Source organism: Sedimenticola sp., from assembly GCF_050289425.1.
GTDB lineage: Bacteria > Pseudomonadota > Gammaproteobacteria > Chromatiales > Chromatiaceae > Sedimenticola.
In genome coordinates this window covers 67,497-81,146 of the sequence record NZ_JBNKFS010000016.1, presented here as the reverse complement: position 1 = coordinate 81,146, position 13,650 = coordinate 67,497, and the positions used below count along the sequence as shown (strand labels likewise).

Sequence of the window (13,650 nt, the reverse complement as noted above, 5' to 3'; positions counted from 1 at the left end):
TATTCTAATTAAAGGAAAACCTAAAAGTTCTCCGTAAAGCCATATTATAATTGCGAGAAAGGAAACGCGATGGTCCCTTTTTTCGGATCCAAGAAGCAGGCGGTGCTTGGGCTGGATATCAGTTCGACAGCTGTCAAGTTGTTGGAGTTGAGCAAGTCTTCAGGTAGATCAGGCGCCCAATACCGGGTTGAGGCCTACGCCGTGGAACCGCTACCGGCCAATGCGGTAGTGGAAAAAAACATCGCCGATGTTGATGCGGTTGGCCAAGCGATTCAGAACGTGGTTCGACGATCGGGTACCAAGGCTCGCCAGGCGGCCGTTGCGGTTTCGGGCTCGGCCGTTATTACCAAGATCATCACTATGCCTGCTTCACTCTCGGATGCCGAGATGGAGAGTCAAATTCAACTGGAAGCCGACCAATATATCCCCTACCCACTTGAAGAGGTTAATCTGGATTTTGAGATTCTTGGTTCGTCCGAGAAAAATCCGGAGATGATGGATGTATTGCTGGCGGCATCCCGTAGTGAAAATGTCGACGACCGTGTCGCAGCGCTGGAGATAGCTGGGCTAACGGCCAGCGTTGTCGATGTCGAAGCCTATGCGATGGAGAATGCCTTCTCCCAGATTTCTGATCAACTCCCGGACAGTGGTGATGACCAGACGGTCGCGATTGCCGATATCGGCGCGACCACCACTACACTGAATGTGCTTCGCAATGGCAAAATCATCTATACCCGGGAGCAAAACTTCGGAGGCAGACAGCTGACTGAGGAAATCCAGCGGCGATACGGTCTCTCCCATGAAGAGGCTGGAATGGCTAAACGTCAAGGAGGGCTTCCGGACAATTATGTGCCTGAAGTGCTGGAGCCGTTCAAAGAGGCGATGGCTCAACAGGTTAGCCGATCACTGCAGTTCTTTTTTTCATCCAGTGCCTATAACAGCGTCGATCACATCATCTTGGCGGGTGGGAGTTCATCAATTCCAGGTGTAGATGAGCTGATCGAAGAAAAAATAGGCACTCCGACGATTGTAGCCAACCCCTTTGCGAACATGTCCGTATCGTCCAATGTAAAACCCCAGGGGTTGAGCAATGATGCGCCATCGCTGATGATTGCCTGCGGACTCGCATTAAGGAGTTTCGACTGATATGGCTCATATTAATCTACTTCCCTGGCGGGAAAATCTCAGGAAAAAGCGCCAAAAAGATTTTGGCATGGCGGTTCTGTTGGCATTGATTTTAGCGGGGGCGGCATGCGGCGGTGTCCATTTTTATATCGAAGATATGATTAGCCACCAGGAAAATCGCAATAACTATCTTGGTCAGGAAATTGCCATCGTCGATAAAAAGATTAAAGAGATTAAGGAGTTAGAAAAGCAGAAGGCGCAGCTGATTGCCCGCATGAATGTTATCCAGTCACTGCAGGGGAGCCGGCCCCAGATTGTCCATCTGTTTGATGAGTTAGTGACAACCATTCCGGATGGTACCCATTTGACCAAGTTGGAACAGAAAGGTGGCGCGATCACGCTGAATGGTATTGCCGAATCCAATGCCCGGGTTTCAGCTTACATGCGTAATATTGAATCGTCTTCCTGGCTAGGCGGGCCTGCGTTGCAGGTGATTACCAGCACCGAAAAATCAAAGGGCACATTCATCCTGACGGCAAAGCAGATTGACCGGAACAAGGATAAAGGGGATCAGCAATGAACCTTCAGGAACTGAATGAACTTGATATCAATAATATCGGTAATTGGCCAACGCCAGTAAAGGCGTTCATTATTATCCTGCTGTGTGTTGGCGTGGGCGTGGGGTGGTACTACTTTAATACTGAAGAGCAGCTTGTTGCCCTGGATACAGCTGAAAAAAAGGAACAGACGCTGCGGTTGGAGTTTGAGCGCAAGCAGGCCAAAGCAGTCAATCTCGAAAAATACAAAAAGCAGCTTGAAGAGATGAAGCAATCTTTTGGAGCCATGCTGCGACAATTGCCGAACAAAACCGAAGTGGCGGATTTGCTGGTGGATGTGTCGCAAACAGGATTGGCTTCCGGATTGGAGTTTGAGTTGTTTGACCCACAAGATGAAGTGCCTAGAGAATTCTATGCGGAACTGCCCATTAAGTTGGTTGTGTATGGCACTTATCATGAGCTGGGAGCTTTTATCAGTGGCTTGGCGGCCCTTCCGCGCATCGTAACGATTCATGATGTTTCGGTTTCTCCGCGTAAGGAAGGTGAGCTGGTGATGTCCGCCACAGCTAAAACTTACCGTTATCTGGAAGAGGAGGCGAATTGATGCGTTATAAAAAAATCATTCGTCTCGTACCGGCACTTAGTGCGGCTTTTTTATTAGCGGCATGTGCTGACAGGAGCATGCATGATCTCAAGAGTTATGTGGATGAGGTGAAGTCTAGAAAGGCGGGGCACATTGAGCCGCTGCCTGAAATTAAGCCAATTGAAACGTTTGCCTACATAAGCGATGGGCGCCGAAGCCCATTCGAGTCTCAGCTGCAGGGTGAGGAGACGGTAGGGCAGAGTACTGGCAATGGTTTGATGCCAGATTTTAATCGCCGCAAGGAAGAGCTGGAAAGCTATCCGCTTGATTCACTACGCATGGTGGGACTTCTTGAGCAACTTGGTGTCACATGGGCGCTTATTCAGACACAAGAGAAGACAATTCATCGGGTAAAAGCGGGCAATTATCTGGGGAAAAATCATGGCCAGATAACCCAAGTTAGTGAAACCCAGGTTGAATTGACGGAGATTATTCCGGACGGTCAGGGTGGCTACCGAGAGCGGCAAGCTTCGCTGGCATTGGCAGGAGAGTAACAGGGCTATGTTGATGAAAAATAAACCACTCGAATTGAAACGGTGGAACCAAGCTGAGGGCAATGTGTTAAATCGGATGAATTGTCGACGGCTGTTCGTAACTGTTTTTCTCCTATTTCTTTGTTCAATCGTGCCTGTTTCCGCAGCAGAAAATGTACTGAAGGAGCTGTCGTTTTCCGCTTTGCCGGGTGATGATGTAGTTATCACACTGCGTGCAGAGGGACCCATTGATAAGCCACAGATGTTTACCACCGATAATCCTGCGCGCATCGCGCTGGATTTTTATGGCATGTCAAACGGGTTGGCGAGTAAGACACAGGCTATCGGCATCGGGATGGCGCGCAGTGTAACCGCGATCGAGGCGGGCGACCGCACTCGAGTGGTGGTCAACTTGGTTGAGTCGACGGGGCATGATATTGCTGTGAATGGCAATCAGCTTGAAATCACCATCAAGGGTGGTGCGCAAGTAGCCTCTAGTAGTACGGCCCCGACTATGCAATCGCCGGTTATGGGCAGCATGGACAAAGAGGCGACTGCTGGCTCGGCAGATAGCTTGCGCAATGTGGATTTCAGACGTGGTGATGGGGGCGAAGGTCAAGTAATTTTGACGCTGGGTAATCCCGCTGCCGCTGTGGATATGCGTGAAGAGGCGGGCAGAGTGGTGTTGGATATACTCAAAACATCACTGCCAGAGCGACTGATGCGCAAATTTGATGTTGGGGATTTCGCTACTCCAGTCAAGGAGTTTGAAGTCACGAGTCAGGGTGAGAATGTACATATCGAGATCACGGCAAAGGGTGAATATGAACACCTCGCCTATCAGGCGAACGATCTGTTTACCATTGAGTTCCGGGCGCTGACTAAAGAAGAAAAAGAGGAGATTCAACGCCGCAAGGAGACCTTCACTGGCGAGCGGTTGTCACTCAACTTCCAAGACATTGAAGTGCGTGCGGTTCTCCAGCTATTGGCTGATTTTACCGGCTTGAATCTGGTCACGTCAGATACCGTAACCGGCAATATCACCCTGCGGCTGAAGAATGTTCCCTGGGACCAGGCGCTTAGTATTATTCTGAAAACACGCGGCCTCTCGATGCGGCAGAATGGTAACGTGCTGTTGATTGCACCTACTGAAGAGATCGCGGCGAGAGAGAAGCTGGAGCTTGAATCTCAGCGCCAGATTGAGGAGCTTGCTCCACTGTTTTCGGAATATATACAGCTCAATTTTGCCAAGGCGGATGATATTCAGAAGCTATTAAAGAGCGAAAGCAATCAGCTGTTAACGCCGGAAAGAGGGAATGTTACCTTTGATGAACGAACCAATACTCTACTGGTTAGAGATACTGCCGCGAAATTGGAAGATATTCGCCGTTTGATCAATAAACTGGATATTCCGGTTAGGCAGGTATTGATCGAATCACGGGTCGTGATAGCAAACGATGATTTCTCGAAGGATATCGGTGTCCGATTTGGTCTGTCTACTGAGCTGCGTGCGGATGATAATTTTGCCATTATTGGTGGTGGCCAGGAAGGATTCTTGGGCAGTACTACTGCTCTGTCTCCGGGTATTGAAAATCCGGCAGGGGAAGGCCAGCAATCGTTGTTAGTAAATCTGCCGGCAACTGCCCCAAGCGGCTCCATTGACTTTGTTATCGGTAAGTTAGGTTCCTACCTGTTGCAGCTTGAGCTGTCCGCCATGCAGACCGAGGGAAAAGGTGAGATTGTTTCAAGCCCCAGGGTAGTGACCTCCGACCAGAAGACGGCCGTTATCAAGCAAGGTGTTGAGGTGCCGTATCAGGAAGCGAGTTCTAGTGGTGCCACCAGTGTTTCATTTAAAGAAGCTGTACTGAAGCTTGAAGTGACGCCGCACATCACGCCTGATGACCGGGTTATTATGGATCTAAGTATCACCAAGGATAATCCTGATTTCTCGCGTTCCATTTTAGGTGTGCCGCCCGTCGATACCAGGCAGATTGAGACTTCGGTTTTGGTTGATAATGGCGAAACAGTTGTATTAGGTGGGGTGTTCGAGAGAACGGAAACCCACAATAAAGAGCGTGTTCCATTCTTTGGTGATCTACCCTATGTTGGGTTTTTGTTCAAACAGGAGTTGCGTAAGGACGAAAACAAGGAGCTGCTGATCTTTGTTACGCCTAAAATACTGAAGGATACCCTGACGGCCCGTTGATACGGAGTTAAGTTGGTTTAGCCAAGAAGGGTCTATCTTGGGATAGGCCCTTCTCATTTTGTGCCGGCAATTGGTGTGGTTGTTATCAGTGGCAGAAGATTGCCCTTAATATGCCTGGCGATTAGTATTAATGGTCCATTTGTTATTGTCTGTTGATACGAAATCTGGCATACCTAGCTGTCTATGAATCATCCAAACAACATCTTTTTGATTGGGCCCATGGGGGCTGGGAAAAGCACCATCGGGCGCCAGGTGGCGTCGCTGCTTGGGCTGGATTTTGACGATACCGACCATGAAATACAGCGTCGAACCGGTGTCGATATCCCTACTATATTTGATTACGAGGGTGAAGAGGGGTTTCGGAAACGGGAAAGTGCCGTGATTGATGATCTGACTCAGCGCGGCAGTTTGGTGTTGGCGACAGGCGGCGGCTCTATTCTTAACCCGGATAATCGGCGTAATCTGAGCAGTCGTGGTTTTGTGGTCTATCTCTACTGCAGTCCAGAACAGCAGTATGAGCGCACATTGAGAGATAGAAGCCGACCGCTGCTGCAGACCAAAAATCCTCTCGGAACCTTGCAGGCGTTGATGGAGGAGCGAGATCCACTATATCGGGAGACGGCGGATATTATCGTAACCTCGGAAAAGCGCAGTGCCACGGCGGTGGCAAATGAAATAGTCCGAAAGCTTAGGGCAGAGTGATCGGGAGAAAGATCCGATTAATGTGCTCCACGAGAGCCTCCAAGTAGCCGAGAAATACACGTCATCAACCGTATGTTAGGTGTTTCAGGTGATTCTATTTGGCGAGCGGGGGCCATCTTCTGCCGTTTGTAGTCTATGTAATGTGCCTATCGGAGCTTTGAGCTCTTTGCTTCTGTCGAGTAGTTGATGAAAAATCAGGCAATGAATAACCCAATCAGTATCTTAAACGTTAATCTCGCTGAGCGAACCTACCCCATTTATATTGGTACGGGCTTAATTGGCGACAGTTCGTTGTATCAGCCTCATATACACGGACAGCAAGTGCTGGTTGTGTCGAATGCCACGGTGGCGCCGCTCTATCTGGAACAAGTTAAATCGGCGTTGCAGGGGTATCAGGTAGATTCGGTGATACTGCCGGACGGTGAGCAATATAAAAGTCTGTTGGTTTGGCAACAGATCATAGATAAGTTATTAGAAAAGCGCTTCGATCGCCGTTGCACCGTCATTGGTCTTGGTGGTGGTGTGGTGGGTGATATGGCGGGTTTTGCCGCGGCGTGTTATCAGCGTGGTGTCTATTTTATTCAAGTGCCTACTACACTTCTTGCCCAGGTGGATTCTTCGGTTGGCGGTAAAACCGGCGTCAATCACCCTCTTGGGAAAAATATGATCGGCGCGTTTTATCAGCCCCAGTGCGTGATCGCCGATATACAAACCCTATCCACTTTGGATAACCGCCAGCTTTCAGCCGGTCTGGCCGAAGTGATCAAATATGGGCTGATTGGCGATCCTGAGTTTTTCACATGGTTGGAACAGCATATAGATAAACTGATGGAGCGTGATCAGGCATCATTAGCGTATGCCATTGAGCGCTCCTGTAACGACAAAGCAGTGGTTGTCGCAGCAGATGAGCGGGAGGCTGGAAATCGCGCACTGCTCAATCTCGGGCATACCTTTGGCCATGCCATTGAAACGGGAATGGGTTACGGAGCTTGGCTGCACGGCGAGGCAGTTGGTGCCGGCATCTGCATGGCGGCAGATTTCTCCCGCCGCTTGGGATGGATCGACGCTGCCGATCAATCCCGTATCGAATCGCTGATATCCCGGGCTGGATTACCCACCTCCCCGCCAGAGAGTATTAGTGCGGATCAGTTTATGAACCTGATGTCGGTTGATAAAAAGGTGCTGGAACAGAAAATTCGCTTGGTCCTGATGAAGCAACTGGGCTATTCAGTGGTAACCGATGAATTTGATTCGGATCTTTTGCAGGCGACCCTGAATGAGTATGGAAGAGCGACCAGCTGACGCTGCAGAAAGCGCAGAATCCTCTCGTATGCAAGATAGGACTCCTATTCAGAGGAGAACGGACCCTTTTTTTTCCACCCCCCAACTCAGGCAACGTCTAGACCTGTTGCGGCACTTGACCGATAACAGTGAAAAGATACTGCTGATCAGGGGGGCGAGTGGTTCGGGGAAAAGTACGCTACTGCAGCAATTCCGCAAGTTGTCTCGGGAAGAGTGGATACTTTGCACACTTAATGCTGATCATATGCTTCAGCCCGATCAATTCTTTTCCTTCTTGTTTCGAAAATTTGGTGTTACCACTTCGGCGGCCATGGATATCGATGAGCTGCTGAGGCGCTTTGAAATGCTTCACGCGGCGGGGCGCTTGCCGGTGATCATGATCGATGATGCGCAACTCTTGCCGGTCGCAACATTGATAGCGCTATTTAGATTGTTTGAGCGACGCCCGGGGAATCGGGCATTGATCAGAGTGATTCTCTTCGCCACTCCCGAGATTTCCGCTCAGTTACAGACGCCTCAGCTGCAGGCGATGAATCTTCAGTCGATTCAGTCACTTGATATGCCAGTGTTTGATGCGGACCAAGCAAAGGCGTTTATTGGTTTTTTGCTGGATACCGCCAGCGCTCAGGAGTCTTTAACGCTACTGCCTTCCAGAATTGATCGGATTATCAAAGGGGCGGATGGTGTGCCGGGTGTATTGGAGGAGCGTCTAAAAGATGCCTTCTCGACTTCCGTACGGTCAACGGTTGAGCCGGACAACAGGGCCGTGGTCCGAAAAACCACCACTGTTCCGTCGATTTTGTCTGATTTGCCTAAACCGGTTTTAATCGGAACACCTATATTGGTGCTGGTGTTGTTGCTGACACTGGTGTTTCAGGATGAGATCAATCGCTTGTTCGGTGAAACCAAGCGGACTTCCCCTCAGCAGGAAGAGGCCTCTGTTGTCGAGGGTGGACTGCGGCCCCTCCCATTACCTGAACTCTCTCCTCCCGCAGAACAAATGAACATTGGCGTTGGGCCGGATGTAGTGGGTAAACAGGAGATTGAAGCGACCACCCCCTCGCAGTCCGAAACGGATTTGGCGTTGCCTGAATTGAGTTCACGGGCGACGAGTGAGCCTAAACCGATGAGTCGTGCTCCACAAGAAATAACGCGGGAGGCGGACGCAGCGTCTATGGAGTCGGTATTAGATGCGTACCCAGAGGCGGCGGATAGGGAGTTGTCTGAAAGGGGAACAGGCGGTTTGGAAGCAGATGAAGGGGGCTCTCCATCGCCGGTCATGCCGCCTATCGGGCTGGATGATTCAGGCCAGGCAGAGCGAGACCACGCCTCGTCTCCGGTCGAGTCTGTCGTGGCAGATGAGGATAAATTGGAAGTAGCACAGCCAAAATCAGAATCCGAAATAGATGCACCGCAGAACAGGCCGGTTGAACAGCAAACGGTCGTCACGGAAAAGCCGATCAAGGACGAGCAATGGATATTGACCCATTCGCCTGGGAGTTACACGCTTCAGCTGGTGGGCGTTCATGATGAGGCGGCGGCCAAGCGTTTTATTAAGCAGCATCGGTTGAAAGGCGACATCGCCTATTTTAAGACGACTCGTTCTGGGCAAGCGTGGTTTTCGGTTATCTACGGGGTCTACGCCGATAGGTCCGCTGCGCTAAAGGGACGTGCTACACTGCCCCCATCATTGCGTAAAGGCGATGCCTGGCCACGTACCTATGCGTCAATCCGCGCGGCGCTTGATCGGTGACAGGTAGAATGCTGCACCGCACACTCCTCCCGTCTAGGGAAATTAAAGTCGTTTAGCAAATTACTGGCCTGGAACAGACTTTTCCATTATCCTGCAGGGTTCTGTCCGGCCGGAATTCCCATTGACGGGCATTTTTAGGCCATTTTGGACGAACCCCGAAGTAAAACTTTTCGGGTCTTACGTCCATATTTGCAACGGGTAGAGAGCAGTTTTTGCCGTATTCTGCCCCGATGAGATGAGGTTTACGATGGGCCAAGGCGCTTTGCCACCGAAGCAGGGACTCTATGATCCCCGCAACGAACACGATGCTTGTGGCGTCGGTTTTGTCGCCAATATCAAGGGCCGCAAGAGCCGCAAGATAGTCGAGCAGGGATTGGAAATCCTGGAACGGTTGACTCACCGAGGCGCGGTGGGTGCGGACCCCCGTGCCGGTGACGGCGCCGGAATACTGATCCAGATACCTGACACCTTCTTCCGGGAAACGCTGGAGTTCGATCTGCCGGTACAGGGCGACTATGCCGTGGGCATGCTGTTTTTGCCTCGTGACGAAGCATCCCGGGCAAGAGCGGAGAGTACCGTTAATCGCTTTGTCGAGGATGAAGGGCAGAGTGTTATCGGCTGGCGCGATGTGCCAGTGGATAACCAGGGTCTTGGTTATAGCGTAAAACCAACAGAACCTCATATAAAACAAATATTTATAGAGTGTGGCGCGGATTGTGCCGATCAAGCGGCGTTTGAACGGAAGCTGTTTGTTATTCGCAAACAGGTAGAGAAGGTGATTCGTGAAACCGGCCTGGAAAAGGATGAATCGTTTTACTTCACTTCTCTCTCGTCACGCACCATCACCTACAAGGGTATGTTGCTGTCCGATCAGGTGGGTGAATTTTATCCGGACCTGAAGGATGAGCGCATGGTGTCGGCGTTGGCGCTGGTGCACCAGCGTTTTTCCACCAATACCTTCCCGACCTGGGATTTGGCCCATCCGTTCCGCATGATTGCCCACAATGGCGAAATCAATACCCTGCGTGGCAATGTCAACTGGATGGCGGCGCGCAAGCACTCTATGGCATCGGAGATTCTGGGAGATGACTTGGCCAAGGTTTGGCCGCTGATCCCGGAAGGCCAGTCGGATTCCGCGTCTTTTGATAATGCACTTGAACTGTTGGTGCAGGGCGGCTATTCCCTGGCTCATGCCATGATGATGCTGATCCCCGAGGCTTGGTCCGGGAATCCGTTAATGGACGATAGTCGCCGCGCATTCTATGAGTACTACGCAGCGCTGATGGAGCCGTGGGATGGTCCGGCGGCCGTGGCCTTTACCGATGGTCGGCAGATCGGCGCGACACTGGATCGCAATGGCTTGCGCCCGGCCCGCTATCTGATCACCGATGACGACATGGTGATGATGGCTTCGGAGATGGGTGTGCTGGATATCCCGGAAGAGCGCATTATCAAGAAATGGCGCCTGCAGCCGGGCAAGATGTTCCTGATCGACCTGGAAGAGGGGCGCATTATCGATGATGCGGAGCTCAAGGAGCAGCTCTCTGCCGAGCACCCCTATCAGGATTGGCTTGATCAGACCCAGATTCATCTGGATCACCTCCCCGAGGTGGTGGGTGCCATGTCACCCGATCCCGAGACCCTGTTGGATAGCCAGCAAGCCTTCGGTTATACCCAGGAGGATATAAAGTTCCTACTGACACCGATGGTGCTGACCGGTCAGGAGGCGACCGGCTCAATGGGTGCGGACAATCCGCCGTCGGTACTCTCGAACCGACCGCGACATCTGTCGACCTATTTCAAACAGAATTTCGCCCAGGTGACCAATCCGCCTATTGATCCGATCCGGGAAGAGATCGTGATGTCGTTGGTGTCGCTAATTGGTCCTCGCCCCAACCTGTTGGGCATCGGTCAGAGTAAACCGGCCATGCGGCTGGAGGTACATCAACCGGTCCTGACCAACAGCGATCTGGAGCGAATCCGCAATATTGAAGATAACACCGGTGGCGCATTTCGCACCCGTACCTTGAGTATCTGCTTCAAGGCTGCGAAAGGCGCTTCCGGGATGAAATTGGCCCTGGATGCGCTGGGTCATGCCGCGGAGAAAGCGGTACTGGAAGGATATAACATCCTGATTCTGTCGGATCGTCGTGTCGACGCGGATAACGTCGCCATCCCAGCATTGTTGGCCGTTTCAGCGGTACACCACCACCTGATCCGTAAGGGCCTGCGTACCGAATCGGGGCTGGTAGTAGAGACCGGCGCAGCACTGGAAGTGCACCATTTCGCCACGTTGGCCGGTTATGGTGCTGAAGCAATCAACCCCTACGTGGCATTCGATACCATACAGTCGATGCTGCCGTCGCTACCGGAACAGCTCTGCTTTGAGGATGCGCAGAAGCGCTACATCAAGGCAATCGGCAAGGGTCTGAAGAAGGTCATGTCGAAGATGGGAATCTCCACTTATCAATCCTATTGCGGTGCGCAGATCTTTGATGCGGTCGGGCTCTCCAGTAGTTTTGTGGAGCAGTATTTCACTGGCACCTCCACCATGATCGAAGGCGCCGGATTGGATGAGGTCGCCCAGGAAGCGGTGCGGTTGCACATCAACGCCTATGGCAACAATCCGATCTATCGCAAGCACCTGGATGTCGGCGGCGATTACGCCTATCGGCAACGGGGCGAGGAGCACGCCTGGACGCCGGATTCCATCGCCAAGGTGCAGCATGCGGCGCGCGCCAATGATGCGAAGAGCTTTGCCGAATTTTCCCGCCTGATTAACGAACAGGATGAACGCCTGCTCGCCTTCCGTGGACTGTTTGATTTCAATTGGGCGGATGAGCCAGTGCCGCTGGAAGAGGTGGAACCGGCGAAAGAGATCGTCAAACGTTTTGCCACCGGGGCCATGTCCTTCGGCTCGATCTCCTATGAAGCCCACTCCACCCTGGCCGAGGCGATGAATGCCATCGGTGGCAAGTCCAATACGGGCGAAGGGGGCGAGGAACCGAGTCGCTTCAATCCGCTTCCGGATGGCTCGAGCAATCCCCAGCGTTCCGCCATTAAACAGGTGGCATCGGGCCGTTTTGGGGTGACCACCGAATACCTGGTCAACTCGGACGATATCCAGATCAAGATGGCACAAGGCGCTAAGCCGGGCGAAGGCGGTCAACTGCCGGGACATAAGGTGAATGCGCAGATTGCGCGGGTGCGCCATTCCACGCCGGGGGTGGGATTGATATCGCCGCCACCGCATCACGACATCTATTCGATCGAGGATCTGGCACAGCTGATTCACGATCTGAAGAACGTGCAGCCGAAGTCGCGCGTCTCGGTGAAGCTGGTGTCCGAAGTGGGCGTCGGTACCGTGGCGGCAGGTGTGTCGAAAGCCCATGCGGATCATGTCACTATTTCCGGCTTTGACGGTGGCACGGGTGCGTCGCCCCTCACCTCCATCAAGCACGCCGGCTCCTCTTGGGAGATCGGTTTGGCGGAGACGCATCAGACCCTGGTACTGAATAGATTGCGGGGTCGCATCGCGGTCCAGGTGGACGGTGGTTTGCGTACCGGACGTGATGTGGTGGTGGGTGCTCTGTTGGGCGCAGACGAATTCGGTTTTGCTACGGCGCCGTTGATCGTTGAAGGTTGCATCATGATGCGCAAGTGTCATCTGAATACCTGTCCGGTCGGTGTCGCCACCCAGGACCCGGAGCTGCGCAAGCGGTTTACCGGTAAGCCCGAACACGTGATCAACTACTTTTTCTTCGTTGCCGAAGAGGTGCGTCAGTTGATGGCGAAACTCGGCTTCCGCTCATTCAGCGAGATGATCGGCCAGACCGACCGTCTGGATACGCGCAAAGCGGTCACCCACTGGAAGGCCAAGGGGCTCGATTTCTCGCGTATCCTGACCAAGCCGGTGGCCGACGAGGGAGTAGCGATCTGCAATACCGAGAAGCAGGACCACGGTCTGGACAAGGCGGTCGACCATCAGTTGATCGAACTAGCCCAGCCGGCCCTGGAAAGGGGCGAAGCGGTCAAGATCGATATCGATATCCATAACTATAACCGCACCTTCGGTACCATGTTGTCGGGCCGTGTGGCGGAGCGCTACGGTCACGCCGGATTGCCTGATGACAGCATCTATATCAAGGCCAAGGGCACCGCCGGTCAATCGTTGGGCGCCTGGCTGGCCAAAGGGGTGACCATCGAGCTGGCGGGTGAAGGTAACGACTATGTCGGCAAGGGTTTATCTGGCGGTCGTATTGTGGTCTATCCACCGGCAGAGTCCGGGATCGGCAAGGCGGAAGAGAATATCATTGTCGGCAATACCGTACTCTATGGCGCCATCAGCGGTGAGTGTTATTTCCGTGGTGTTGGTGGCGAGCGTTTTGCAGTGAGAAATTCGGGTGCTACCGCCGTGATTGAAGGGGTGGGTGACCACGGTTGTGAGTATATGACAGGAGGCGTAGTGGTCTGCCTGGGCAGCACCGGTAGAAACTTCGCGGCCGGCATGTCGGGTGGTATTGCCTATGTACTGGATGAAGAAGGCACCTTTGAACAGCGCTGTAACCTTTCCATGGTCGACCTGGAGCCGATCAAGGATGAGGATGATGCATTGGAGACGCTGGATCATCAGGGCGGCGACCTGGAGACCAAGGGGCGTGTCGATGTCAGTCATGACATGACCCGCTTCGACTCCATCCGTCTCAAGCAGCTGATTCAGAGTCATCTGCATTACACCAATAGTTCGGTCGCACAAAAAATACTCGACAACTGGTGTGAATATCTGCCGAAGTTCGTCAAGGTGATGCCGGTGGATTACCGCCGCGCCCTGCTCGAGATGCAGGTGGAGCAGACGAAAAGCAGTGAAGTTGTTAAGGGGAGCCACTAAT

The 13,650-nt window shown here is 52.6% G+C and carries 9 protein-coding genes; all 9 read left to right on the top strand.

What is annotated here, in order from left to right; genetic code table 11:
• Positions 1 to 69 precede the first annotated feature (69 nt).
• The 9 genes from ACQY5R_RS12390 to gltB all read left to right on the top strand — a co-directional run bounded on the left by ACQY5R_RS12390 (position 70) and on the right by gltB (position 13,649).
• Positions 70 to 1,146, top strand: a complete 1,077-nt coding sequence (locus tag ACQY5R_RS12390; protein ID WP_428608862.1) for a pilus assembly protein PilM — start codon at positions 70 to 72, stop codon at positions 1,144 to 1,146.
• 1 nt (position 1,147) lies between these two features.
• Positions 1,148 to 1,705: a PilN domain-containing protein gene (locus ACQY5R_RS12385; RefSeq protein ID WP_428608859.1), complete on the top strand. Its 558-nt coding sequence runs from the start codon at positions 1,148 to 1,150 to the stop codon at positions 1,703 to 1,705.
• On the top strand, positions 1,702 to 2,286 hold the full coding sequence (locus ACQY5R_RS12380) for a type 4a pilus biogenesis protein PilO (protein WP_428608857.1): 585 nt from the start codon (positions 1,702 to 1,704) through the stop codon (positions 2,284 to 2,286). The genes ACQY5R_RS12385 and ACQY5R_RS12380 overlap by 4 nt, the downstream gene beginning before the upstream one ends.
• Positions 2,286 to 2,819, top strand: coding sequence for a pilus assembly protein PilP (locus ACQY5R_RS12375; protein ID WP_428608855.1), 534 nt, complete (start codon positions 2,286 to 2,288; stop codon positions 2,817 to 2,819). The genes ACQY5R_RS12380 and ACQY5R_RS12375 overlap by 1 nt, the downstream gene beginning before the upstream one ends.
• A gap of 7 nt (positions 2,820 to 2,826) precedes the next feature.
• On the top strand, positions 2,827 to 5,004 hold the full coding sequence (pilQ, locus tag ACQY5R_RS12370) for a type IV pilus secretin PilQ (RefSeq protein WP_428608853.1): 2,178 nt from the start codon (positions 2,827 to 2,829) through the stop codon (positions 5,002 to 5,004).
• Positions 5,005 to 5,187: 183 nt separating this feature from the next.
• Positions 5,188 to 5,706, top strand: coding sequence for a shikimate kinase AroK (gene aroK, locus ACQY5R_RS12365; RefSeq protein ID WP_428608851.1), 519 nt, complete (start codon positions 5,188 to 5,190; stop codon positions 5,704 to 5,706).
• 186 nt (positions 5,707 to 5,892) lie between these two features.
• Entirely contained in the window at positions 5,893 to 7,008 is a 1,116-nt protein-coding gene (aroB, locus tag ACQY5R_RS12360) for a 3-dehydroquinate synthase (protein WP_428608849.1), read from the top strand.
• Positions 6,983 to 8,761, top strand: coding sequence for an AAA family ATPase (locus ACQY5R_RS12355; protein WP_428608846.1), 1,779 nt, complete (start codon positions 6,983 to 6,985; stop codon positions 8,759 to 8,761). Before aroB ends, ACQY5R_RS12355 begins: the two co-directional genes overlap by 26 nt.
• Before the next feature lie 247 nt (positions 8,762 to 9,008).
• Positions 9,009 to 13,649, top strand: a complete 4,641-nt coding sequence (gene gltB, locus ACQY5R_RS12350; protein WP_428608843.1) for a glutamate synthase large subunit — start codon at positions 9,009 to 9,011, stop codon at positions 13,647 to 13,649.
• Position 13,650: the final 1 nt, after the last annotated feature.